This is a genomic window from Streptomyces sp. NPDC016677 (genome assembly GCF_055562815.1).
Window position 1 is genome coordinate 56,969 of the sequence record NZ_JBVHEO010000022.1, and the last position, 25,054, is coordinate 82,022.

Consider the following 25,054-nt stretch of genomic DNA (forward strand, 5'->3'; position numbering starts at 1 on the left):
GAACGCGGCAGGCACCCTGTCCGCTCCATACTGGACACCGGACACGGAATCCGGAAAGCGCGGGGAACTGCCCGCGCCGAGCGCCCGCCCACGGATCACCGACCACCGGGACCGACGCTCCGGAACGCTGTCCGCAACCGGATTCCCCCACACCTTCGACATTTATCAGGATGTCCCCCCAGGACTCCGCTCGAAGTCACCCGCGACGCCCCCCACCCCCCTCTTTCCAGCATCCCGAGGATGATTCCCCGTGCAGCAGAAGAACGTAGAGAATTTTGTGCAGGAATGGTTCGACGAACTCAGCCGCCATGAACCCGTCGAGCGTTTACTCCCCAAAATAATCGACAACAACCTGGAAATGGCGTTCCCCGAGCGCACGCTGCGCAGCCATGCCGACTTCACCGACTGGTACGGCGTGGTCGGCAAGGCGTTCGAGGACCAGAGCCACGTGGTCGAGAAACTCGACCACGAGACCCGCGGCGACACGGTCGACGTCGCTCTGACCGTGGTCTGGACGGCGACCACCACCGAGGACGGCAAGAGGTCCGCGTTCCGCGTGAACCAGGAGTGGCGGCTGCGCCGCGACCCCGGCTCCCGGCTGCGCATCTCCTGGTACCGCGTGGGCGACATGACGCCCGTGCCCGTCCCCGGCCTCGGCTGACCGGCCCCGACGCCCCCCACCGATCCCAGGAGACGCCATGACCGCTTCACCCGACCACGGCTGCCCCGCCGGCCGCCCCACCCGCCGGCCGGCGGCCGGCACCCGCCCGCCCAGGAGCCCGAGATGAGCGGGGGCCGGGCAGCCGACTACATCGTCGTCGGCGCCGGGTCGGCGGGATCGGCCCTCGCGGCCCGGCTCAGCGCCGACCCCCGGCACTCGGTCCTGCTCCTGGAGGCCGGAGGCTGGGACGACCGGCCCGAGATCCACGCCACCGACGCCGACTCCGTGCTCTCCCTGCTGACCTCGCCGTGGAGCCCCACGATCGACTGGGGCTACCGCACCGCCCCCGAGAAGCGGCTCGACGGCCGCAGCATCCCCGTGGCCCGCGGGAAGGTGCTCGGCGGCAGCAGCTCCGTCAACGCCCTGATGTGGGTACGCGGCAGCCGCGCCGACTACGACCGGTGGAACGCGCGGGGCAACCCCGGCTGGTCCTACGAGGACGTCCTGCCCCACTTCAAACGGTCCGAGGACTACGCCGGGCAGGGCTCCCCGCTCCGCGGCCGGGGCGGCCCCGTACAGGTCAGGGACCTGGAACGCCCCAGCCCCGCCGCCCGCGCCTTCGTGGCCGCCACCCGGGAACTCGGCCACACCGGCACCGGCCTCGACTACAACGGCGTCCGCCAGGAGGGCGGCGGGTTCTACTACCAGACCACCCGCACCGCCGCCGGGCGCCGCAGCAGCGCGGCGACCGCCTACCTCCGCCCGGCCCTGGACCGCTCCAACCTCGACGTACAGGTGGAGGCCCGCGTCACCCAGATCCTCTTCGACGGGCGCCACGCCGCCGGCGTCGAGTACGTCAAGGACGGCCGCACCCACACCGTGGCGGCCACCCAGGAGGTGATCCTCAGCGCGGGCGCCTTCGAGAGCCCGAAGCTGCTGATGCTCTCCGGCATCGGACCGGCCGCGCACCTCGGCCGGTACGGCATCCGCACCCTGGCGGACCTGCCGGGGGTCGGGGCCAACCTCCAGGACCACGTCTTCGTACCCGTCTGCTACCAGGCACGCGGCGAGCACCCGCCCGGCGCGCTGCTGTCCGAGGCCGGGCTGTTCACCAGGACCCCGGCCGCGGACCCGGACGGCCCGCCCGACCTCCAGTTCACCTTCGGACCGGTGAAGTTCCTGCCGCCCACGGCTCCGGCCGGGCAGTGGCAGGGCCCCGGGTTCACCTTCGCCCCCATCGCGCTGCGCCCCCGCAGCCGCGGCCGGGTCACCCTCCAGAGCGCCGACGCGTGGGACCAGGCCCGGGTCGAGGCGAACTACCTCGCGGACGAGGCCGACCTCGACGTGCTGCTGCACGGGGTGGGACTCGCCCGCGAACTGGCCGCCACGAGCGCCTTCGACGCGGTGCGCGGCGCGGAGCTGGCGCCGGGGCCCCAGGTCACCACCGACGCGGAGCTGCGCGCGTTCGTCCGGGCCAACGCCACCACCCTGTGGCACCCCGTGGGCACCTGCCGCATGGGCACCGACGACGCGGCCGTCGTCGACGCCGAACTGCGCGTGCACGCCGTCACCGGACTCCGGGTGGCGGACGCCTCCGTCATGCCGGACATCGTGGCCGGCAACACCAACGCCCCCAGCATCATGATCGGCGAAAAGGCCGCCGATCTGATTCTCCGATCCAGGACACACCCACTCCCGACAGGAGAAACGGCATGAACACCCTTTCCCCCACCGCTGTCTACCGGCGCTTCCTGACCGCGCTCAACAGCGGCGACCACAAGACGATCGCCGAGGTGATCGCCCCCGACTTCGTGGACCACCACCCCGGCTTCGACATCAAGGGCATCGACTCCTACCAGACCGCCCTCCGCGACGCCAGGGAGTCCCTGCGCCTGCGGGGCGAGCTGGAGGAGATCCTGGAGGCCGGCGACCGGATCGTCACCCGGGTGCGGCTGACCGGCAAGCACGTCGGCACCGCCTTCGGGCTCCCGGCCACCGACCGTGACGTCACCTGGAGCACCACCGAGATATGGCGGGTCTCCCAGGGCGTGCTCGTCGAGCGCTGGGCCCAGGACGACCTCCTCGGCCTGCGCGAGCAACTGTCCTCCGACGCCGCCAACATCGCCGTCGTCCAGCAGGTGAGCGACGCCGTCAACAGCAGGCGCTACGACGACCTCGACGACCTGTTCGCCCCGACCTTCGTCGACCGCAACCCCGCCTGGGACGTGGCCAGCCTGGAAGAGCTGAAGGGCATCATCCGCGCCGCCCACGAAGCCCTGGACTTCCACGTCACCACCGACCAGCTCTACGCCGCCGACGGCGACAAGGTCGTCATGCACATCACCTTCAACGGCCGCCACATCGCCCCGTTCTTCGGCCAGGAGCCGACCGGCAAGGCCGTCAGCTGGACCAGCATCGAGGTCTACCGCCTGGAGAACGGCAAGGTCGCCGAGCGCTGGGTGCAGGCCGACACCACGGGCCTGATGTACCAGACCGGCGTACCCCTCCCCGAGTGACCGGCCGCCCGGTGCCGGGCGGACACCCGGCGACGGCGCCCACCGCGCCCGCCCGGCCCCGCCACACGCACGGACCAGTACGGCCAGTACGGCCAGTACGGCCAGTACGGCCAGTACGGCCAGTACGGCCAGTACGGCCAGTACGGCCAGTACGGCCAGTACGGCCAGTACGGCCGGCACCGAGCAGCACCCTCCCACCAGCAGAAGGAGAGCACAGCATGAACACCACGGAGATCGTGGAGCGCTACTACGCCCTCGCCAACGCCGGCGACTGGGACCCCTGGTGCGACCTGTTCGCCGAGGACCAGACCATGGACGAGCAGCTCGCGGGCCACGTCGAGGGGCGCGAGACGCTGCGCGAGATGATGAAGGGCTTCCCGGACATGTACGCCGAGTTCGCCAACCGGCCCGTCCACACCGTGGTCCAGGGCGACCGGGCGGCGGTCGTGTCGCACATCTCGGCGCGTACGCACAGCGGCGTGGCCGTCGAGGCCGACGTGTGCAACTACTTCCAGGTCGCCGACGGTCACATCGTCTACATGACGAACGTCCACGACACCGTGCCGTTCGCCCCCGTCACCGGGAAGTGAGGGCGGCCGCCATGACCGCACCGGTTACCGCCCGCTGGTCCCACGTGGGCCTGAACTGCGCCGACCAGGACGCGACCGAAGAGTTCTACACCCGCTGGTTCGGCTTCCGCCGCGCCCGGGTCATCGAGGACGGCGACGTCCGCGTGGTCTTCCTGCGCAGCGGCGACGTCTACCTGGAGCTGTTCAGGTCGGCGAACCCCCCGCTGCTCACCTCGGGCGACGACGGGCCCGACCACCCCGGCATCGCCCGCCACCTCGCCTTCCAGGTCGACGACGTGGACGCGTTCTGGCGGGAGGCGGAGGGCGAACTGACGCTCTCGCTCGGGCCGCTCGCCTTCGACTCCGTCATCCCCGGCTGGAAGACGATCTGGGTCACCGACCCCGACGGGGTGGTGGTGGAGGTCAGCCAGGGCTACCGGGACCAGACGCCCGCGGAGCTGGCCGCGTACTCCTGACCCGGCCGGCCCGGGGACACCTCCTGGCACACCCCGGGCCGGACCGCGCGGCCGTCCGTCACGGGCGGCGAACCCGGCCCGGCGCACCCGGACCGCGCGGCCCCCGGCTGCCGGGCGGCGCGGCGGCCGTCCGCCTGCCAGGGCAGCGTCCCCTCCGCGTCGAAGCAGCCCCCGTCCGGCCCGTCCGGGCCCATCACCGCCACCCGGACGACGATCTCCGCGCCCTGGCCCGCGAGCCCCGCTAGAACCCTGTGGGTCAGCCCCGGCCGGCTGACCGCCTTGCACACGTCGGGGTCCCCGGCATCGCAGTTGCCGGGGCCCCCGCCTCCAGCGTTCCCCAGTCAACCAGCACGCACCCGTGTCCCTTGCCAGAAGGAATCCGTGCCGCACTTTGAGGCCTGACGGGATGTCCCGGTCCGGATCTACGCGACCGCCGCCCAGCTCAAGACCATGGACCTGCCGCGCCAGCCGGGCCCGCCCGCGGCCACCGTCGACGGCCGGGACGGCACCGGCCGCAGGTCCACGATCACCCTGTACCGCGTCGGCCAGCCGGTGCCGACCGCGGCCACGACAGCCCAGCTCGCCGCCGCCCGCGCCCGGTCGGAGCACTCCGGTTGGTTGTTCACCGCTGGGTTCGGGGGCGCGGGCTCTGCGCTGCCGTCGCGAGGCGGAGTCAGCGCATGATGGCCTTGGCGAGCTTGCCGCCGACCGGGGTGGACATCGCGCGGATCAGGCCGCGGCGGGCGGTGTAGCCGAAGCGGTTGACCGGCATGAAGAAGTGCTGCATGCGGTGGGCCCCCTTCTGGTACTTGGCGGTCAGCGGGCGCAGTTCCTTCTCCCACGCGCCGAGTGCGGCGGACACGGTGTCGTGCTCGCCGAGGGTGCGGGCCAGGACCTCGGCGCCGGCGATGCCCATGCCGGAGCCCTGGCCGGAGTAGAGGGTCATGCACCAGGCGGAGTCGCCGAGCAGCACGACCCGGCCCTGGCTCCAGCGGTTGATCTGTATCTGACTGACCTGGTCGAAGATGACGGACTCGGAGTGGTCCAACGCGTCGAGCATGGCCGGGACGATCTCGCCGCCGAAGTTCCCGAACGCCTCGCGCAGGGCCTCGGCGGGCTTGCGGCGGCACTCGGCGGCAGGCCACGGGGTGCGGTAGAGGAGGAAGGCGACCGGGGGGTGGCCGTCGGTGTAGGTGTTGATCCAGGCCGAGCGGCCGGGGGCGGAGGCGATCAGGGTGTCGCCGTCGCGTACGCCGGGCAGCTCGCCGTCGATGATGCAGGCGGCCACGACGTGGTCGAAGTCCTTGCGGTAGAGGTCCTCGGGGCCGAAGACCAGGGAGCGGACGGTGGAGTGGATGCCGTCGGCGCCGATCACCAGGTCGGCCGTCTCCACGCTGCCGTCGGTCAGGGTGACGGTCGCTTCGTGGCGGTTCTGGGTGATCGCGGCGGGCCCGACCCCGTAACGGATCTCCACCAGTTCAAAGACCTCCTCGTACAAGGCGCGCTCCAGGTCGCTGCGGAGCAGGATCCGCAGCGGGGTGCCGCCGGACTCGGCCGGGAAACTGATGCCCCGGGTGAGCTTGCCACTGGTGTCGATCTCGAAGCCGCGCCCCTCGGGGGCCAGCCGGCTCGGCAGCGCGTCGAGGAGGCCGAGGCGCTGGGCGGCCGAGTAGCCGGGCCCGGAGAAGCGGACGAAGTAGCCGCCGGTGCGGCGGGCCGGGGCGCGCTCGACGATCACCGGCTCCCATCCCGCCCGGTGCAGGGTCAGGGCAGCGGCGAGGCCGGAAATGCCGGAGCCGACGATCAGGGCGCGGCGGCGCGGTCGAGTGGGCTGATGGGTGGACTGCTGGGGGGTCTCTCGTGTGGGCACGACTCGACGGTACACCTGATCGATACCCGATGACCATTTTCGAAAATTGGTCACGGCAGTCCGGTGGTGCGATCCTTGGGGGCATGAACACCGAATCCTCCGAGGCCACCGCTGCCTTTGCGCCCGAGGACGTACGCGCCGAGCGCATCCTGGCCTCCGCCCGGGAACTCCTGCTCGCCTGGGGCTACAAGCGCGTCACCGTCGGCGAGATCGCCCGTCACGCCCGCATCGGCAAGGGCACCGTCTACCTGCACTGGAAGACGAAGGAAGTGCTGTTCGCCGAGCTGCTGAGGCGGGAGTTCCAGGACGTTGTCCAGGTCGTCGTCGAGCAGATCGAGGAGGATCCGGCCGCCGCGCTGCCCGACCGCGTGGTGCGCGAAACCTTCCTGCAGATGGCCCGCAACCCACTCGCCCACGCCATCCGGACGAACGACGGCGACGTGCTCGGCGCGCTCGCCAAGACGCGCGAGGGAAACCCGCTGGCCCGTGAGATCGGGCACTACGCCCTCCTCGTCGACCTCGTCGAGGCCTGGCGGTGCGTCGGTACGCTGCCGTCCGACGTGCCGGCCGCGGACCAGGTCTACGGCATCGACGCGATCCTGTCGGGGTTCCTCACCAGCGGCGTCGTACCCGAAGAGGAGTCGCCCGGCCTCGAGTGCCGTGCGGATCTGCTCGCCCACGCGGTCAAGAGGTCCTTCGCCGCCGGCGACGACTCGAAGCCGGTCGCCATGGACGCGGCCGCCCAGGAGGTCCTCAAGGTGCTGGGCAAGGTTCGCGCTGCGCCGCACTGACCAGACAGACGGCGGCGGCACCCGCTCTCTAAGGCGAGCACCGCCGCCCTTGCTGACGACCACCACGTCACCCCCGGTTCGCAGCGCTTCGCGGATGACCTCGTTGACGAAGCCATTGCCGTAGTGGAGCAGGTCATCGTGCAGTCACGGAAGGCAGACATGGGCGAAGTACGCACGCAGATCATGGCCGATCGACAGCGTCGAGGCTGAGGAGGCGGGCGGCGCAGGCGCCTGAGCAGCCGTCACCACGACGGCGACGCCGCAGCCGTCGATCGGTGGCTCGGCCGGGTCCGGCGGGAGGACGCGATGGTGCCGTACGCGGTGTGGCGCGGGCTGCGGCCGGTCAAGCGCGGCGCGTACCGCGATCAGCCGCTCGGCGGCCCCCACGACGCGGTCGGCGACCGCAAGCTGCTGCTTGCGAAGCTCGAACAGACGGCCGGGGTCGTACCCGCCGACCGCTGGTGATCTTCACTGAAGGCGAGCAAGAGGCAGAGCTGTACGCGAGGTTACTCTCACAAACGGTCCTTTGCGCGAGCAAGATCCATCACGAGCCGCTGCACCCCCGCCGGACCCGGATTCGTTCGCAGAACCCGTTCTCACTCAAAAGCGGGACGGACCCCCTGCAGAGACTTGCATTGTGCGAAAATCCGGGCCCATGACGGGCCCTCAGCAGCCTTCCGCGTCCGACCGGTCGGACGCGGACGACGTCGAACAGCATGCCTGTCCGAAGTGTCACGCTCAGCCCGGCTCGCCGTGCCGCTCGCGCGGCGGCGCGGTCGCCTCCGCCTACCACACCCGCCGCTTCACCATGGTGCCCCGGCTGAAGAAGGCGCTGCGGGTGCCGACCCCCCCGCCGACCGTGGCCCGGGCCGGCCGTGGCGGCCGGGTACCCCGCCGCCGGCGCCGATCGACCCGGACCTGCCGAGCAACGAGGACCAGGAGCACGGCGCCGAACCGGCGAGGCCGCCGCTGACCGCGGCCCGCGCCTGACAGATGACGGCCAGGCTGCACGAGGCGATCGACGACGTCCGGCGCTCCCGTGGCGGTGCTCGCCGCCCGGGTCCGCGACGCGCACGTCGCCCGCATCTGGCTCCCTTTCGGGCACAGCAGCTGGGAGTCGTACTGCACTGCAAAGCTCGGCATCAGCCGCGCCCGGGCCTACCGGCTGCTGGACGTCGCCCGATCCCTCGCCGCGCCCACAGCGCCGTCGCCGCCGGCACCGAGGCGTCTCGCACGCGAGACAGTGAGCCCTTTCCAACCTCACTTGCCAGGCGGGTGGTTGGGCTGACAGACAGATGAAGCCCCTGGTAGATGGGTTTCCGACCAAGAGAACCGTCTCCACCAAAAGGCTTCACATGCTTGTCTACCCGTCCGGCGTCGACGTGTCCAGCTCGGCCCTGCGCTTCCTCGCTGCCCGCTTGAAAGAACACCGCCGTGCTCTCGGAACCCGATGGCGGCGCCTGAACGCAAGGCGACAGGCCCTGCTCACCCTCGCCCACCTGCGTCACGGCCAGCCCTACGCCCAGCTCGCGGCCGGATTCGGGATCGGCACCACCACCGCCTACCGATACATCACCGAGGCCGTCAACCTCCTCGCCGCCCTCGCCCCCACCCTCGCCGAAGCCGTACGAGCGGCGTCGACGAAGGCGTATGTGATCCTCGACGGGACTCTCCTGCCCATCGACCGAATCGCCGCCGACCGCCCGTTCTACTCGGGCAAACACAAGAAGCACGGCATGAACGTGCAGGTCATAGCCGATCCGAAGGGGCGTCTGATGTGGGCTTCACCAGCCTTGGCCGGCGCCGTCCACGACGTCCGGGCCGCGCGCGAGCACGGCATCATCCAGGCACCCGCTGAGTGACTCCAGGTTCGGACACGTATGATGCCTCCCCCCACAGGGAGTTGAGTTTCGTGCTTAGCTGGCGCCGTGCACGAGACCGAGCCCAGGAGGCGACAGCAGGGTCGGGCACGATCGCCCTGGTCGGCTCCACTGGCCGTGCCCGATGGCGGCGGCGGCCAGGCTCTGGAAGACCGTGAACCGCGCCCCTGTGGCTTCGTGCTGCTCGGTGCTCACGCGGTACCTCCCTGGTCGGTACGGGTGCGGTTGGCGACCCAGTCCGGATCGCGTACGGGCGTCGGTGCTCGGGTCTCGGTGGCCGGGGGCGCGCAGGATGCGCCAGCTGGTGCGCGGCGCGGTGACGGCGTGGACCACGACGACGGTCTGGCGGCCGGTGCCGCCCCGTACCCACGTCCCGGCGAAGCGGACCTGATCGGCCGCCCAGTCGCCCAGCCGCTGCCACGGGCGCAGCCTCCCGAGCAGATAGCCGACCGCGAGCGCGAAGACGGACACGAGGACCACGACGCCGATCACGACCACCGCATGCCGATGGCGGACAGCAGCTCCACCCGCTCCGGCGTCAGCGTCGCCGCCCGGCTGCGCTGATTCCCGATCCAGGCACCCAGCTTGTGCTCCCGCTCTTCCTGCTCCTCGCCGGCGACGATCCGCTCAACCCACTTCCGGGGAACCTGGAGATGCCCCTCGCGCTCGTAGAACTGTTTGGCGGCCGTGTAGTTCATCGCCCACTTGTCGGCTTGTGTACGGCGCTTGGGCTTCTCGTCCTCGGTGGCGGGCTCGATGCCGAGGACCTGCTCGCACATCCACTGCTGCACGGTGGTGAGCTGGTCCCACCCGAGCCGGACCGACTGGACCCACCGCCCGAGATCCTCGCCCTGGCGCACGACGTCGCCCGCCTCGGTGGGCAGCGTCTCACCGGCGTCCAGGTGCATGCGAACGAGGTGGAAGCACCGCTGCCATGTCACCGGCCAGCTCGGGCACCAGGACGCGTCGATCTCCTCCAGCTGCTCGCGCCGCTCTTCCGACAGCACCCCGGCCGACGACTGGACCGGCAGCCTTTCGGCACGCCGCTGCTCGATCTCCTGAGCCTTGCGGGCGGCGGCCCGCGCGTTCTTCAGGAAGATGCCCACCCGGTATCCCTGGTAGGTGGCGTCCAGTGGGGCCAGGAGGTGCCCGTGTTCGGCTGCCCACCCGCGCGCGGCGGACAGGCCCTCCTCCCACGCGACGTCGTAGTGGCTCCAGATCATGCCGAGCTTCTCCAGCTGCGCGGCGCGGTCCTCGTCCATGTCGCCGCGGGCGTAAAACCTTCGGGCGTCGGCGGTCCACTGCCCGAGCGGGAACCCGGCGAGCGAGGCCGGCCACCCCGCGCCTTCCGCCTCCTGGTCGTCGACGGCGGGCACGCGGAACGTGAACGGCACCTTCAAGTCGCCGTGCTCGCGGGCGTAAATGACGGCGGCCTCCACACCGCGCCGCCAGTGCTCGTGTTCGGGGTCGAGGACGCGCAGGTTGATGAACGCCGCCAGCTGCGCCGGGTCGCGGGGCGTGGAGAACTTCAGCAGGGCCTTGGCGGGGGCGCTGACGCCCCCGGAGCCCTCGCCGCTGTCGTCCTTGCTGACCGGCTTGTAGCGACTCGGGGCCTGCTGCTCCGCGAGGCTCTCCACGATCCTCCCGTCGTGCGCCCGCAGCGCCTCCAGGAGCTTCGCCAGGCCGCCGAACGCCCGCGAGGTGAGCATGTTGTCCGCCGTCTCGCCCGGCCCGAGCAGCACCGGCACCACGAGCGAGGCCACCTTGCCCTCGCCCGGCTGCATCCGCAGCGCCCGGCCTACGGCCTGGACCAGGTCCGGCATGGAGCCGTGCACATCCGCCCAGTACACGGAGTCGCAGTGCTTGGTGTCGACGCCCTCGCCCAGGACCTTCACCGAGCACAGGAAGCACTTCTCCACCAGGGCGCCGTCCGTGGCGATGCCGGCCGCGAACTCGCCTAGGAGCCGGCGGCGGTGGAGCGGTTTGTGGTCGCCGCACAGCCAGTCCGCCCAGATCGTCTTCGGGTACAGCTCCGGGTCGGCGGCGTGCAGCTGCGCGGCGACGTCCGGAAGGCCGGCCGCGAACGCTTCCGCCTCGCGGACCTGGTGGTGGAAGACCAGCGTGCGGCGGAAGCCCTCCTCGGCCGACGCCTTCACCAGGGCGGTCTGGAGCGCGGCGAGCCGGGCCCCGCGGACCTCTGCCGAGCGGCCTTCGGCGCCCAGGAGCTGCGCGGCCTGGAGCGCGGTGTCGGTGACGTCCACGCATACGACCTGGTAGGGGGCACAGATTCCCCGGTCGATGGCCTCCGAGAGGGTCAGGGTGAAGCAGCGGCTACCGAAGGGGCCCTCGGGGTCGTCTTCCATGCTCGCGACCAGCTCGCCGGGGGCGCCGGTCTCGTCCTCGCCCCCGAGCTGCCACAGCCGGGGCGTGGCCGTCATGTAGAGGCGGCGCAGGGACGGGATCTTCTGGTTGTCGTGAACGACCGCCCACGGCTTCCCGATCCGGCCCGAAACGCGGTGGGCTTCGTCCACGACGATCAGGACCCAGGCCGCGAGGCCCCCGGCGTGCGCCCGCTCCAGCGTGCCCAGTCCGAGGCTGGCGTACGTGGCGTAGACGGTCACCTTGTCCAGGCCCCGCGTCCACTCCACCAGCTCGTCCACGTCCGTGGTGTTGGGGAAGGACACCTCCTCACCGCGCAGCGAGGACACTCCGATCATCGGCCCCCGGCGGCCTCCCTCGCGCCACGCGGCCTCGGTCTGGGCGAGCAGGTCCAGCGAGGGCACGAGCACCAGCACACGGCCCGCGTGGAGCTCTAACGCTCGGAGGAGGGTTTGTTGGTGTGCCGAGTGGTTGCTGGCTTCGGGTGTTGTGGGTTTGCTGAGAAGTCGAGTGGGCGGCTGGGCCGGGGTGGGTGGGGATGTGAGCTGGGGTTGTGTGCTCTGTGTGGAGTGTGGCGGGGTGGGTTGTAGGTAGTTCTGGCGTGTAATGGCTCGTTTGGTGTTTTTGCTGGTCAGCGCCGTTTTGCCTGGTGGGTGGGGGTTAGCGGGTGCGGGGGCGGTGGTGGGTTTCGGCGAGGTGGTCGAGGGTTACGGCGTCCATAGCCGCTTTGGTGATGCGTTCGGTGCCGTCGTGGATGGCGGTGATGGCTGCTTGGCGGATGAGGCGGGTGAGGGATCCGATGCGGCCGGCGGTGCGCTGGTGGAGGTAGGGGGCGTGGCGGGGGAGGGTGCCGGGTTTGTGGTGGTGGAGGTCGAGGTTGTTTTCGATGTCGGTGATGACGTCGCGGAAGGGGTGGCGGGTGCCGTGGCGGGCGGGGAGGGGGCCGCAGGTGATGAGGGTGGCGCGTCCGGCGAGTTGGGCGCCGCGGGTGCCGGTGAAGAGTGGCGTGTCGGTGACGTTGATGCCGGCGTAGACGAAGGTGGCGGCCAGGCGTTCGGTGAGGTCTTTGATCAGGTCGGCGGTCTGGGCGCCGGTGGTGGTGCGGGGGTTGAGGCGGTGGATTTCGTCGATGAGGACGAGTTGGACGCCGGCGTGGGTGTAGGTGTGGCAGACGGCGTCGGTGATCTGGGTCTGGGTCATGCGGGTGGTTGTGGGGATGCCGAGGTAGCGGGCGAACTCGGTGATGAGGGTTTTCGCGGTGGCGCCGGGCGGGACCAGGATGTAGGCGACGGGTGCCGCTCCGTGGGCTGATCCGGGCGGGGGCGGGTTTTTGCGGGTGTGGGCGAGGTGGCAGGCGCGGCCGACGTTGAGCAGGGCGGTGGTTTTCCCGGCTGCGGCGGGTCCGGTGACGATGAGGGAGGGCCGTGCGGTGGTCTGCTGGTGGCGGCCGAGGATCATCAGGGTGCGGACCTGGGTGGTGAGCTGGCTGAGGGCGGGGGTGCGGATGGTGACGAACGCGGAGTGGTAGGCGATGCGTTCGTCGGTGCTGCGGGGCGGGTCGCCGGGCTGGGGCGGGGAGACGGGGTCGGTGGTGGCGAAGTGGTGCCAGCCCTGCCAGGTGGTCAGGGGCCAGGACACCTCGGCCGTGTTGTTGCTGTCCGCGTCGGCGGGTGCGCTGCCCGGATGATGCGCTGCGGGGCGGGGGCGGGTGTTCACCACTTTTCGGCTTCCTCATATGCGTCGTAGAGCCCGAATCCGGTGGCCGCGGCGGGGCGGGTGCCGTCGTCGGGGAGGTCGTCGAGGTCGTCGATGCTGTCGTCCTCGTCGTGTGGTGCAGGCTCGCCGGTGGCGGGTGCGGTGCCGTGGTGCGGGGGCCGGGCGGCGGGGACCGGCATTGTGGCGCGGGCGAGGAGGGCTTGCTCGGCGGTGGTGGCGTGGCCGCTGGTCACGCGGCGCATGAGCTGGTCGAGGGCGTCGGCCAGAGCCGCTTCGTGTTGCTGGGGGTCGTCGTGGTTGCTGTGCTGGGCGTGGGTGCGGATGTGCTGCCAGGTGTGGTCGTTGAACGGCTGGTGGACGTGGTCGCGGTGGATCCACGGGATTTCGGTCAGTTCGCCGTCGGTGAGGCGTACCCAGATCTGGCGGACGTCGTGGGGGTTGTAGTGGATCTCCCATTTCCCGCCCCGGCCGGCGACGGGGGAGGTTTGGCCGCGGTAGGGGGCGAGGAGATCGTGGTCGTAGGTGCGGTGGTGGATGGTGATGCCGGCGGGGGTGATGGCCTGCCAGCGCACCGGGAGCAGTTCGAGGTAGTCGTGGCCGGTGAGCGGGACGGGGACGTGTCCGGCGACGGCGACGAGCGCGGCCCACATCTGGTTCGGGGTGAGGGCCTTCTTCGGCATCAGCGGGTGGCGCAGGCCTTCGTGGGGCCGGTGGTGGTAGTGCACCAGCCATTCGTCGAGGAGGTCTTGGAGCTGGGGGACGCTGTAGCAGGCGTCTTTCTCGGCGTCGGGGCCGCGGCGGGTGACGTCGGAGCCGGTGTAGCCGGGCAGGTGCTGGCAGAACAGGTGGTTGATGGTGCCGAAGGTCCGCTCGACGATGCCTTTCGCGGTGGGGGCATGGGGCGGGGCGGGCTGGACGCTGATGCCCAGGTGCTCGCAGGCGGCGGTGAACGCGGCGGAGACGAAGACTTTGCCGCGGTCGACGACGATCGTCTCGGGCAGGACGACCGGCCGGGCCGCAGCCCCGGCCAGACGCTCGTCCAGCGTGGCCAGCCGCTGGTGGGGGAGCGCGGGGTCGTGGTCCATGCGCAGGATGTCGGGCCAGGTGGGCCGGGCGGGGTGGGGGACGGCCATCTCCGCGAGCAGCAGGGCGGCGTCGACGGCTTTGGTTGCGCTCGGGCACAGCACGGCGGCGAGGATGGCGCGGGTGGCGACGTCGACGGCGATGGTGAGCTCCGGGCGGGCCAGGCGTCCGTCGTCGAAGAGGGCGAGGACGTCCAGGCGGGTGGTGTCGACCTGGACCTGTTCGCCGGGCCGCAGTGCCGTGGCGGGGGTGAAGGCCCGCCCGTCGACGCTCGCCGGCACCTGCCGCACGGGTCCGGTGGGCAGTTCGCCGGGCCGGGCCAGAGCGGTGACGAGCCGGTAGAGCGTGGCCTGCGACGGTGCGGGGACCGTGCCGGGGCCGTGCCGGTCGGCAAGGATCTGGTTGATCAGCGGGAACAGGCCGTTGACGGTGCCCTTGGAGCGCCTGCGGCGCCGGCGCAGTGCCTCGCGCACGGCGGCGACGACCCGTTCGTCGGCCCGCCCGGTGGGGCTGGAGGTGCGGGTGGTGCGGTGGTCGAGGAGCCCCCACAGGCCCTGTTTGCGGTAGGCCAGGCGCATGCGCTGCACCGTGGTGCGCGACACCCGGCCAAAACCCAGCGCGGTCAGCTCTGCCGCTTTGGCCTGCTCGCGTTCGGCCAGCGTGTGCCGCTGCGGGTCGTACTGCGGCCGGACCACTCCGCCGCTGCCGGGCCCGCCGGTGAGCCCGCACTCGACTTCCCGCACATGCCGCTGCCAGGCCAGCGCCTTCTCACGTGCCGCAGCGGGGGCGGTCTCGAACAGCCCCCACTGCGGGGCCGCCTGCGGCGTATCGGCGCCGATGACGGCGAAGCCGGGATCGGCGAACAGGTGCCCGGCGAGCACGGCCTGCCCGCCGCCGTCCGGCCCGACCAGATGGATCTCCTGCCCCGACAGGGCAACGACCTGCCACGTCACGCCTCCGTAGTGGACGCGCGCGCCGGGCTTCACGGCCGGCCGGGCACCACGCCGCGCGCTCACCTCGCCCCTCCCTGCATGCCCGGGCCGTTCCAGTCGCGCGGGCCGACGAGGGCCCGTTCGTGCAGCGGCGTCGTGAGGCCGGCCGTCAGCTGCCCGTGCCACAGGCCATGGAAGACAACGGGCAGGACTTCGATCGGGTCACCTGCCGCCCCCGCTCCCTCGATCAGCGGCCGCGGCCGCCTGAAGGCCCCCGCAACCGCCGCCGCCAGAGCAGGACGGCCGGCGTTGCGAGGGTGCCGGTAGCCGGCCAGCCACTTCAGGTTGACAGCCAGCACGTCGTCGAGCGGCGGCAGCCGCCGGTAGGCCCAGCCGACATCCGCGCACGCCTGCTCGACCGCATCGGCGGCATTCCTCGCGCGTTCACCGCCTGCCTCCAGATGACCGGGGCAGTCGGCGAGCAGCGCGGTGCCGTCGGCCCGGCGGGCGAACAGCTGCGGCACCCAGGAACGCATCCGCCCGCGCCGGTCACGCCACAGCAGCCGTACCGGCCGCCCCGCGAGCCCGGTCACGTCCCGGTCGCGGTCCAGGACCATCAGCTGGGTGCGCATCGCGTTCGACCCCGCGGCCACGTGCCGCCCGGTCGTCGCCGACCACCACAGGCCCGGCCCCCACCGGCGCCCGGGCACGGCCGGGAACGCCGACACCGGCGGCAGTTCCTCGAACGCCACGGTCACCGCGGCATCTGCCCACCGCTGCTGCACCGCCTGCCCCACCGGGTCGAGGAACACCGCCTCGAACCCGCCCAAGCGGCCCACGGCCGCCCGCTCTGCCCGGCTCCGGGCTGCTTCTGTGCTGGTCACCCGCGTCAGCCAAGCCGCTCCCGCCGACACACACCGCCGTTTTCAGCGTTCCTGCCACGAACGAGTGCCGTATCAGCTAACAGCCGACTTCTCCCTGGCACACCGTGCTCAGCCGCCCGCCTCCTGCCCGTCCGCGGCCAGCATCTGGCGGAGCGTCTCGGCGGACATGTCAGCCCACTGGGCCACCTCCTGGAGGGGCACGCCGCCGTTCACCGCCGCCAGGGCGGTCCGCTTCCACGCGTTCTCGATCAGAGCGGCGCTGTGGCCGAGGCCGCGCAGCAGCCGCCGGGCGACGTCGGCGGTCGGCCCGCTGTGCGCCCCACGCAGTTGCAGCAGCTGCTCCTGGACGCTGTCGAGCGTGCTGGTGATCAGCATCCGCTGCTCGGCGGGCACCACAGCCCGCCACATCGTCCCCGACCCGGGCGCCCTCTTCTCCTTGCCCAGCACCCGCAGCTGCCCGGCCATGGTCACGGCCAGGTGTTCCCGGCGCAGCCACCACGGGTCGTTGTCGTACCCCGGCGGCCCGCCGGCGCCGCGTCGAAGGCGGATGACGCTGCCCATCCACGCCAGAAGCGGCCCACCGTGGTCCGCCGCGGCCAGCGGCCCCAGCCATCCCCGTCCCAGCCGCTCGCCGAGCCTGCGGCAGAACATCCCGTCGGCGGGCAGCGCCCGCGGCCGCCCGGCACCACTGTCCACCCACACCAGATCCGCCATAGCCGGGTCCAGCAGCGCGTCCGCGACCGTCACCACTTCGGGGAAGACGACCGCGTCCCGCCCCACGATCCGCCACCGCTCCAGATCCCCACCTGCATCCCCGCCCGCGACCAGATGCAGGCGCCGCGGCCAGATGGTCTCCCGCTCCCAGCCGTAGGCCTGCTCCCACCACCGGGCCACCACCGCCCGCGCCAGCGCGAATACCCGCTCCGGCTCGGCCCCGGCCCGTACCGCCCGCCGCGCCACCGAGGCCCACCGACGCTGCGCCGCCACCACCTCCGGCAGGCCACGCAGATCCAGATACTCCAGCGGCTGGTCGGCATCCGCGTCCAACAGCCACCGCCCATGCCGAACACACACCCGATCCCACCGCAGGGCGTACCGCATCGCCCGGAAAGCTGTCCCCGTGCGCCGGGCCGCGCACAGCTGGCAGCCGAACGCCACGGGACCGGCCACCGCACCACCGGTCCGCCACAGCCCCACCGGATCATCATCTTCGGCGCGCAGCCGTGCGTCCCCCCCTCCCCAGGACGGCAACGCCCGCGCCAGCACGTCCTCCTCCACGCCGCACAGGTCTGCCAGGAGCTTGCGTCCGGCTGCGTTCAGCAGCACCTCGGCGTCGGCCCGCGCGCCTCCGCCCTCATGGCCAGGCGGGTAGTTGCGCCACTTCCAGCACGCCCGCAGCGCTTGTGCTTCCAGCCCGTAGCGGCTCGCGATGCGGCAGATCAGCGACGAAGTCGTCTCCCTCCGTAGAGGAGCAATCCGCAGAGGGCTGGTGTAGCAGGTCACTCCACCATGGTCTCGTGTTCCGCGATCCGCGCGGGGGTGAGGCAAAGAATGTCCATCCTGGCCTTGCCAACCACAGATGGGTGCCTCACCGTACGACGGCGGTGGGCGCCGTTCCGCCGCCGGCCCACACATTCCCGGTCCCAAACCTCTGGCCCCAGGACAGGGGTTAGGCGATGCGGACTGGCACCCGGCGCCCACCCAGCAGGTTCGCCAGTGCCTCGGTCTCTTCCTCAGGCAGGGCGATGGCGGCCAGGCGGCGGGCGCGGGTGACGGCGACGTACCAGATGCGCAGCACCTCGTCGGTGGCTGGGTCCGAGGTGGCCCAGCGCTGGACGCTCCCGGGATCGGGCAGCAACAGCAGGACCCCGTCGGCTTCGTCGCCCTTGAGCTGATGGACGATGTTGGTGCGGATGCCGGTGGCTGGCTGAGGACGGGACACCGTGGGTTTTCCGGCCGGGCGGCCCTTGCCGCCTTGCGGAGCGGCCCCGGGCAGAGGGGGCCAGGCCTTCATGGCCTGCCATACCTGCGGACCCCATTCCTTGTGGGGTGCAGGCAGGCTGTGCAGGAACGCGAAGGCCGTGCGGTTGACCTGGCCCGCCGAAAGGCGGTGGGTAACCATGCTGCGGTCGGGGCCGCCGGTTTCGCCCGGATACCAGTAGCCGAACAGGACGCGCACGGCGATCGCGCAGGCCCGGGTGAGGTCGTCGCCGGAGGCGCCTGGGGTGTGGGCGACGGTGCGGGCCCAGGCCAGGGTGGTGATGGCGTTGGTGTTGGGCTTTTCCCGGGTGATGCCTGGCAGAGTGGCGTACTTGTAGGCGGTCACCAGGCAGTCCTTGGCCTCGATGGCGTACTCCTCGGCGAGCGCACGGAAGGCGTCGACGATGCCGTCACTGGTCGAGGCGTGCAGGTGGCGGCTGCCGGAGCCGGCGAACCGGGTGGGCAGCAGCAGGACGGGAATGTCGTCGTCGCGCACGACGGACGTGTCCGGCGGGCGCTGTCCCGTGCGCAGGGTGGCGGCCAGGCGGCAGATGACGGGGGAGCTACGCCAGTTGCCCGTCAGGCGGTGAGGGGTGGGGGACAGGCGGGCCGCGAAGGCCTCCAGTGCCTGCGGTTCGGCGCCGCGCCAGGCGTAGATGGCCTGGTCCGGGTCGCCGACGAGGACCAGCGGCAGGCCGGCGTCGTGCAGTAGCTGGAGGATCGCCAGGTCGGCGGCGGAGCAGTCCTGGGCCTCATCGACGACGACTTCCGAGAAGCGGGAGCGCAGCGGGGCCAGCAATCTGGCGGAGGCCTCGGCGTTGCGCAGGTTCCACAGGGCCAGCACCCGCGCCTCGTGCCCGGTGAAGTAGCCCTGTTCGCACCACGACTTGCGGGTGGCGAAGATCTTCTCCTGCCATGCCGGTCGGCTGTAGGCGCTGGCCTCGATGAGCTGCCGGGTGTCGTAGTCGAGTTTGTCCCAGACCACCGACTCGCGCGCCGGATCCTGCGACGGGTCCAAGGCCATGGGGAAACGGTGCAGGGAGATCTCCCGGTCCACGCCCTCCACCGGGGCCTTGATGCTCGCCCACGACTCCACCAGCCGGGGCACGGGCTCGGCCGCGCGCCGGGGCTTGACCAGAAACTCCCACAAGAACGAGTCGAGCGTGCCGATGAAGTGCGGTGCCTGGACCAGGTCGGCGCGGCCCGCCTGGCGGCAGCGGCGGGCCATCTGATCCCGCGCCACCCGCGTGAAGGAGATCAAGGCCCGTCCCTGGCGCAGCAGCTGCCTAGGTGACTGCAGATGCCGGCTGGTGATCACATGCGTCTTGCCCGCGCCTGGGCAGGCGGGCACGTAGGCGGGGGCGGCCGCGGCCGTCGCGGTCTTCTGCTGCGCCTCGGCGTCGGCCAACATCACCCCTGGATGGCTCGGCTCGCTCATGGCGTGCTCACCCCAGCGGTGCTGACGGTGGCGGTGATGAAGCGGATGGCGTCCGCGAGGTAGGCGGGCACGGTGAATCCCACTGTCGGATCGGCCAGCACATCGGCGAGTTCCTGGGCGAACCGACCTTTGGAGATCTCGGTGCCCTTCAGGATCTCCCCGTCCGTGCCGGTGATGGTCCGGCTGGTCTTCGGGATGAACAACTCCCCGAACGCCAGGGCTGGATCCGCTGCCTTAACGACCTGCTCCCAGCGTTCCTGCGAGCGCGGCGCACAGCGCAAGAACGCAGCCTCCAGCGCAGCGATGTTGTCGGCCGACCACAGGGCTGGTTCCAGCGTCCGGGGCGCCGCGGCCAGGTGCAGCTCACCAGGAGAACCCCAGCGCAGCGGAAGCGCCCGCAGCGACTGCAATCGGCGTGGTTCCGGCTGATCGGGTGCCACGTCCGTGTCAGTGATCAGCGCCACCCGCCGCCCCAGGCTCATACCGTCCACGGGCGCCAGAAGCACCCGCAAGTAGACCTCGAACCCGACGCCGTCCACGATCACCCGGGTGGTACCGAAGAACCGTTCCAGCGCCTCGGACGCCTCCCGGGCCGCCGGGCCACTGACACCAGCACCGGCGGCAAGGACACGCTCGGCCAGGGCAGGCAGTAGAAGAAGCTCTGAGATGCCCTCAACCAGAATCGCCCGTGAGGCGAACAGCAGGGCACTCTTCGTGGCATCCAGGTAGCGATCCAGATGCCGCACCCGGTCCGGGCTCAGACGCAGCCGCGGAATGGGCAAGGGCCGTGCCTGCCAGCCGTCGGACAGCCCAGCCGGGCACCGGGCCATGACCACCAGATTCTCCACGCTGGCCGCAGCCGACAGGATCGGGGAGTGGGTGGTGACCACAACTTGCAGATGCCCGGCAGGCTGGGACGGGTCACTGGCAGGCCGGCGGCGCGAGGCCCGCGCCCGCTGCTGCAGATAGCGCAGCAGCAGCGTCTGCAGCTGCGGATGCAGGTGCGCCTCAGGCTCCTCGACCAACAGCACGGTCAGGTCAGCCTCCGCTGCCGCGTCCAGTTCTGCCATCACCGTGGCGATGAACAGGGCGTTGGCGTAGCCCAGTCCCGAAGCCGATAGCGGAAACGGCTGGCCGGTGGCATCACCCAGCAGCACTCGCAGCGACCGGGCGATCGATACGAAGGTGGGCTCGGCCAGGGCCAGTTCAGTCACCTGAGGATGCGCACCCACGGTCAGGTCCCGCAGCGGCTCGTTGATCTTCTCGCTGACCCTGGCCACATCCGGGTCTGCCGCCACCTTCTTCAGCTCGGTGCCGATCCGCTCCACGAAGGCATCGACCTGCTCGTCGTCCCCCAGCAGCCCGCGCAGGATCATCCGCACCCGGTCCCCGCCCGCCGAGGCCAACTCCCGCTCCGCGTCGCGCAGCGCGGGCAGGTAGACATGCCGCACACCCCCGCGCGCGGGAGGCTCGATTGTGACGGGGAGGCCCACGCCTTGTGCCCAGACGGTGCTCCCCCGGCGGCCGCCCGGCTGCGGTGGCATCCAGGACACCTGCCACCGCGCTGTACGGCTGTCGGGGGTCCCCTCGGGCAGCAGCGCCTCCAGATACGCGCCGCCGTGCTGGGGGCCTATGTCGGCCACATCCATCTGCAGGCTGGGGCCGCCCAGTGCGGCCGCGGCCGTGAGGATGTCGGCTTCCTCGAAGTAGCGCATTCGGCGGCCGTCCAGGGGGTCTGTGAGCAGTCGGAGCGCATCGATCACGGAAGACTTGCCCGCGTTGTTCTCTCCGACCAGCACCGTCACTTCTGGCCGCAGCGGGATCTGTGCCCGCTCGCACGATCGAAATCGCTCTACCAACACCTCGGCTACGTACACCGCTCGCCCCCCACCTGGCCTGTCACCTAGAGCAACAGTGATCAGATGATCGTATGCACTGCATGACGTGGTCTGCCCGCTGTTTCAGCACCTTTTGCGGAACGGCGTAGCGGTCAGGGGCTGCTGTCCGTGGTGGCCTCCACGACCGGCACCGGTCCGGCCCAGTCCATGCCGAGCTTTGCGAGGGTGGCGAGCTGGTCGGCGTCCAGCCGGTCCCTCCTGGATTTCGTGTTCGAAATCCACACACCCAGCTTCACGGTCACCGGCTCCGCCTCGCCGTCGACGGCGATCTGCTCACTGTGACCCCGGGGTACTGGCCGGTCCGCGCCTTCCCGCTCGACCCACTGCGCCAGGGCCGCAAGCCCCCGCTGGAACGCCGCCTGCGCCTTGCTCGGGCCCTTCATCGCGCGCGCGGCCGCCGGGGCCTCAGCGGGCTGCACGCCCAGCTTCGCCAGCCGCTCCTGCTGCTCGGGGAGAAGCTGCGCCCAGACGCCCGGGTTCATCTGCCGCTGGAGCCACCGCCCGATGTCATCACCCTCGAACAGCACCCCGGGCTCGATGGCCGGCAGGACGCCGTCGGCGTCGACCAGGTCGGCGAGCACCCGGTAGTGGCGCTGCCAGTCCAGCGGCCACGGGCAGTCCCAGTCCGGGTCGATCTCCGTCAGCTGCGCCGCGCGCACGGCGGCCCGCTCCGGGTCCTTGCCCAGGCCGTTCTTCGCGCCCTTCCGCCGGAGGTTGGCCGCATGCTGCCCGACGGGCACCATCGCCTCGCCCTCGCCCCACACCGCGTCCTGACGCGGCGCGAGGTGCCCGGTCGCCCGCCGGTACGACCGGAGCGCGGCGAGCTTGGCCTCCCACGCTTCCTCGCCCGGCTCCCAGACCATCCCGGCCTCCGGCGCGTCCAGGAGGACCTTGCGCCGTTCCTCCAGCTCACCCGCACGCAGCGCCTTCCGCTGCTGGTGCACCCACCGCCCAAGGGGGAAGTCCTTCGTGACGCCGACCTCGACCTCAACGTCATAGGGCACGGCGTAGACACCGGTGATCTCGTTCTCCTTCCGCCACCGCAGCAGGGCCTGGTAGCCCTCCAGCCACACCAGCGACTCCGGCCGGTAGACCCGCGTGCGCAGGAACGCCGCGATCGTCGCCGCGTCGCGCGGGCTGGAGAAGTGCAGCAGGGCGGACTCGGCAGCGGCGTCGGTGTCGTCCTGCTCCTGGTCCTCGCCGTCGCCCTCTCCGCCGGCCCCGACGATCTGCCCGTCCTCATCGCGCTGGAGGTGGACCTTGCGCTTGCCGTGGGTGAGGGCGCGGGAGGCGAGCTGCTCGACCAGGCGCTCATCGTGGCTGCGCAGGCCCTGGAGCACCGCCACGAGCGGCTTGAAGCTCGCGGAGGCGACCATGTCGGTCGGGTCCTCACCGGGCTCCAGGAACACAGGCACGATGATCCTGGCCACCTTCGTGCTGCCGTCTTTGTTGAGCCTCAGCGCGCGGCCGATGTTCTGCACGATCTCCACCTGGGAGCCGCGGGTGTCCGCGAAGCAGACGGCCTCGACTCCCCGCTCGCCGGTGATGTCCACGCCTTCCCCGAGCACCCGGACCGAGGCGAGGAAGGCGCGGTGGACCCGGCGCCCGGCCGCGTCGATGCCGTTGGCGAACTGCCTGATGACCTCGCGCCGCTCGGTCACGAGGTGGTCCCCGCACAGCCACGCCGACCACACCCGGTCCGGCGGGACGTGGCGGCCGGCCTCCAGTTCGTAGAACTCCGCGTCGATGGAGGACTTCGGCAGCTGGTCGGCGGCGGCCAGGTCCTCGTCTGAGGCGTCGTTGACGTACAGCTCGGCTGCCGTCTCCGGGAGCTTCTCGGCGAACGCGGCCGCCTCCTCCACCTTCTGGTGGAACGTCATGACCGTGCGCAGGTTGTACGCGGCGGCGTGCTCCAGGAGCGCGGTCTGCAGGAGCGCCAGGCGACGGCCGCGCCGCGCCTCTTCCGACTCCCCGAGGACGGGGGAGGGGTCGCGGATCTCCAGGACGTCGATCTCGAACCCGGCGAGGATTTCCCGCTCGATCGCCTCCGACAGCCCGAGCTCGGCGAGCCACGCGCCGTAGGTCCCGTTCGGGTCGTCGGCCATGGTCGCGATCTCCGCTTCCTGGCCGTCCGCGCCCTTCTGCGGGCGGGGCGCGGCGAGGATGCGCGGGGTCGCGGTCAGGTAGAGCCGGAAGTCGGCGGGGATCCGGGCGTTGTCGTGGATCGCCGCCCACGGCCGACCAAGATCACCAGCGGTTCCGTGGGCCTCGTCCACGATGGCGAGGTCGAAGCCGTCCATGCGCTGGCCGTAGAGCCGCTCCCCGCCCGCCAGTGCGGCCTCCAGCGGCCCGCGAACCTTCCGCTGGCCCGCGGGTGCGTCGATGTCCTCGCGGTCCACGAGAGAGGCGTACGTGGCGAACACGACCACCGGCCCAGACCCGGCCCACAGGGCGAGCTGGATGGGGTTGGTGGTGGTCCGCACCCCCAGCGAGTTGAGCACGGGGTCGTTCTCCAGCGAGCACACCGCGACCATCGGGGCCCGGTGGCCCACCGCGCGCCACGCCTGGGCGGTCTGCACGAGCAGGTCCAGGGTCGGCACGGTCACGAGGATCCGGCCGTCCGCGAACGACTCCAGCGCGCACGCGGCAGCCATGATCGTCTTACCCGAGCCGGTCGCTGACACGATCGTGGCACGGGCACCCTGCGGGGGCACAGATGACCTTGCAGGGAATCCCACCCACCTGCGAAACGCGGCACGCTGGTCTACCTGGTGTTCCTTGAGCGGAATCGCTGACATTTCCTTGCCTCCCCTGAGCCTGAATTCCCGTGGTCTTTCAGATGGCCGCGTGCGGAATGCAGGCCGCACCGAGGTCGTTCCAGATCGACGCATCCGCCTTGTGCCAGCCGCCCGGCTTACCGTCCTTGAAGGGCGGCTTGTCGTCTGGGTCGTAGTGCCCGGCATCGAGCGTGCAGACGATGACGTCCCCGTCCGCGTTCCGCGTCCGCGCGGTGCACAGACCGCCGGCCTCGCCCAGTGCCTCCAGCACCCGGCGCCGCGCCGTGGTGTGCGGGTGAGTGCCCGGCAGCACGGCCTCCCGGATGAACCTCTCCAGCCGCACCAGGTCGGCCCGCTCACGCTTCCTCACGTCCGCGATATGTACGGCCAGTTCAGCGGCCCCCGCCGACCGGCCGCCGCGCCGGGACCACTCCCGGTCCGCGATGCCCACCAGGGCCTCGCTCACGGTCCTGACGCCCTCGTCCCAGCCGTCCTCGAACAGCTCGCCTCGAGAGGCCGGCGCCATCCCGTCCAGCTCCACCACCTGGCACTGCGCCCCGGCGACTGCCCCGGCCTCCAGTGCGGCCACCAGGTCGTCCGCCTCGCTCGCGGGCACGCCCTGCGCCTCCAGGAGCGCGAACAGCCGGAGCCGGGCGTTGACGCCTGCTGTCTGGTACTGCGTCACCCGGCGCACAGAATCGCTGCTCAGAGCGGGATCGGGTCCGGTAGATTCCTGGTGACCGGTCATCTGCGGTCGTTCCTCTCGGAATTCCGGGGAGGTTCCCGGACGGTTGGGGGGTGTCCTGTGTTTCCGCCAACGGTACATGCTGCATCTCACGGATGCACGCGCTACACTGGAACCCGACACGAACGAGCGACCCCCACCCTCCGTAGCCAGCCCGGCCCGCGCCAGCGGGCCCCAACGGTTCTGGAGGCGCAGCCGGAAGGACCGTCAGGCGGGGGAGCGCAGCGAACCCGCCCCGGGAGTGCGGAGCACTCCCCAACTCCCGTACTGGATAACCGACTAGCCGCACGTGACACCCCGTCAAGCGGGCGGCCGCGCATCGCGCGCCGCGCCGGGCGCGCAGCGGCCGGCCCCACCGGTCCCTGGAGCGCAGCGGAAGGGGACCGCCCTCGCATCGCGAGGGCCAGCGGGAGCGCAGCGACCGCCCCGCTTTCACATCGCGCAGCGATGTGGTACCCG

Annotated in this window: 20 protein-coding genes and 1 pseudogene; 9 read left to right on the plus strand and 12 right to left on the minus strand. The window is 71.5% G+C overall.

Translation table 11 applies throughout. From position 1 onward, the window contains the following. The first annotated feature begins 250 nt into the window (after positions 1–250). The 5 genes from ACZ3IG_RS34065 to ACZ3IG_RS34085 all read left to right on the plus strand — a co-directional run bounded on the left by ACZ3IG_RS34065 (position 251) and on the right by ACZ3IG_RS34085 (position 4,222). The gene (locus ACZ3IG_RS34065) at positions 251–661 is read left to right on the plus strand and encodes a nuclear transport factor 2-like protein (RefSeq protein WP_467436981.1); all 411 of its coding nucleotides are present in this window, start codon (positions 251–253) and stop codon (positions 659–661) included. A gap of 123 nt (positions 662–784) precedes the next feature. Then, positions 785–2,377: a GMC family oxidoreductase gene (locus tag ACZ3IG_RS34070; protein ID WP_467436982.1), complete on the plus strand. Its 1,593-nt coding sequence runs from the start codon at positions 785–787 to the stop codon at positions 2,375–2,377. Beyond that, entirely contained in the window at positions 2,374–3,177 is an 804-nt protein-coding gene (locus ACZ3IG_RS34075; protein WP_467436983.1) for an ester cyclase, read from the plus strand. The genes ACZ3IG_RS34070 and ACZ3IG_RS34075 overlap by 4 nt, the downstream gene beginning before the upstream one ends. A 218-nt stretch (positions 3,178–3,395) precedes the next feature. Next, a complete protein-coding gene (locus tag ACZ3IG_RS34080) occupies positions 3,396–3,767 on the plus strand; it encodes a nuclear transport factor 2 family protein (protein ID WP_467436985.1) in 372 nt (123 codons plus the stop codon). A gap of 11 nt (positions 3,768–3,778) precedes the next feature. Beyond that, positions 3,779–4,222, plus strand: a complete 444-nt coding sequence (locus ACZ3IG_RS34085; RefSeq protein WP_467436986.1) for a VOC family protein — start codon at positions 3,779–3,781, stop codon at positions 4,220–4,222. A gap of 422 nt (positions 4,223–4,644) precedes the next feature. On the opposite strand, the gene ACZ3IG_RS34090 is transcribed toward ACZ3IG_RS34085, so the two are convergent. Next, positions 4,645–4,848: a hypothetical protein gene (locus ACZ3IG_RS34090; RefSeq protein ID WP_467436987.1), complete on the minus strand. Its 204-nt coding sequence runs from the start codon at positions 4,846–4,848 to the stop codon at positions 4,645–4,647. A 47-nt stretch (positions 4,849–4,895) separates the two neighbouring features. Continuing rightward, the gene (locus tag ACZ3IG_RS34095) at positions 4,896–6,092 is read right to left on the minus strand and encodes an FAD-dependent monooxygenase (RefSeq protein ID WP_467436988.1); all 1,197 of its coding nucleotides are present in this window, start codon (positions 6,090–6,092) and stop codon (positions 4,896–4,898) included. Positions 6,093–6,175: 83 nt separating this feature from the next. Here ACZ3IG_RS34095 and ACZ3IG_RS34100 point away from each other — a divergent pair, with 83 nt between their 5' ends. The 4 genes and pseudogenes from ACZ3IG_RS34100 to ACZ3IG_RS34115 all read left to right on the plus strand — a co-directional run. After that, entirely contained in the window at positions 6,176–6,883 is a 708-nt protein-coding gene (locus ACZ3IG_RS34100; protein ID WP_467436990.1) for a TetR/AcrR family transcriptional regulator, read from the plus strand. 306 nt (positions 6,884–7,189) lie between these two features. Further along, entirely contained in the window at positions 7,190–7,348 is a 159-nt protein-coding gene (locus ACZ3IG_RS34105) for a hypothetical protein (protein WP_467436991.1), read from the plus strand. Between the two features lie 190 nt (positions 7,349–7,538). Beyond that, positions 7,539–7,856 carry a zinc finger domain-containing protein gene (locus tag ACZ3IG_RS34110; protein ID WP_467436993.1) on the plus strand — a complete coding sequence of 106 codons (318 nt, stop codon included), beginning with the start codon at positions 7,539–7,541 and terminating at the stop codon, positions 7,854–7,856. 382 nt (positions 7,857–8,238) lie between these two features. Then, positions 8,239–8,733: pseudogene (locus tag ACZ3IG_RS34115) on the plus strand (transposase family protein); the annotation flags it as partial. Between the two features lie 66 nt (positions 8,734–8,799). Here the strand turns inward: ACZ3IG_RS34115 and ACZ3IG_RS34120 are convergent. The 10 genes from ACZ3IG_RS34120 to ACZ3IG_RS34165 all read right to left on the minus strand — a co-directional run bounded on the left by ACZ3IG_RS34120 (position 8,800) and on the right by ACZ3IG_RS34165 (position 24,535). After that, a complete protein-coding gene (locus tag ACZ3IG_RS34120) occupies positions 8,800–9,255 on the minus strand; it encodes a hypothetical protein (RefSeq protein ID WP_467436994.1) in 456 nt (151 codons plus the stop codon). Beyond that, positions 9,252–11,558, minus strand: coding sequence for a helicase associated domain-containing protein (locus ACZ3IG_RS34125; RefSeq protein ID WP_467436995.1), 2,307 nt, complete (start codon positions 11,556–11,558; stop codon positions 9,252–9,254). The genes ACZ3IG_RS34120 and ACZ3IG_RS34125 overlap by 4 nt, the downstream gene beginning before the upstream one ends. Before the next feature lie 244 nt (positions 11,559–11,802). After that, on the minus strand, positions 11,803–12,768 hold the full coding sequence (locus tag ACZ3IG_RS34130; RefSeq protein ID WP_467437007.1) for a TniB family NTP-binding protein: 966 nt from the start codon (positions 12,766–12,768) through the stop codon (positions 11,803–11,805). A gap of 86 nt (positions 12,769–12,854) precedes the next feature. Beyond that, a complete protein-coding gene (locus tag ACZ3IG_RS34135; protein ID WP_467436997.1) occupies positions 12,855–14,957 on the minus strand; it encodes a transposase in 2,103 nt (700 codons plus the stop codon). After that, positions 14,954–15,757: a TnsA-like heteromeric transposase endonuclease subunit gene (locus ACZ3IG_RS34140; RefSeq protein WP_467436998.1), complete on the minus strand. Its 804-nt coding sequence runs from the start codon at positions 15,755–15,757 to the stop codon at positions 14,954–14,956. Before ACZ3IG_RS34140 ends, ACZ3IG_RS34135 begins: the two co-directional genes overlap by 4 nt. Positions 15,758–15,865: 108 nt before the next feature. Continuing rightward, entirely contained in the window at positions 15,866–17,083 is a 1,218-nt protein-coding gene (locus tag ACZ3IG_RS34145; protein ID WP_467436999.1) for a DNA-binding protein, read from the minus strand. Between the two features lie 343 nt (positions 17,084–17,426). Then, on the minus strand, positions 17,427–19,175 hold the full coding sequence (locus ACZ3IG_RS34150; protein WP_467437001.1) for a UvrD-helicase domain-containing protein: 1,749 nt from the start codon (positions 19,173–19,175) through the stop codon (positions 17,427–17,429). Then, complete coding sequence (locus tag ACZ3IG_RS34155) at positions 19,172–21,052, minus strand: ATP-dependent nuclease (protein WP_467437002.1); 1,881 nt, start codon at positions 21,050–21,052, stop codon at positions 19,172–19,174. The genes ACZ3IG_RS34150 and ACZ3IG_RS34155 overlap by 4 nt, the downstream gene beginning before the upstream one ends. 113 nt (positions 21,053–21,165) lie before the next feature. Then, positions 21,166–23,871 (minus strand): helicase associated domain-containing protein, encoded by a 2,706-nt coding sequence (locus ACZ3IG_RS34160; protein ID WP_467437004.1) that lies wholly within the window; start codon positions 23,869–23,871, stop codon positions 21,166–21,168. 37 nt (positions 23,872–23,908) lie between these two features. Further along, positions 23,909–24,535, minus strand: a complete 627-nt coding sequence (locus ACZ3IG_RS34165) for a hypothetical protein (protein ID WP_308457808.1) — start codon at positions 24,533–24,535, stop codon at positions 23,909–23,911. Between the last annotated feature and the right edge of the window lie 519 nt (positions 24,536–25,054).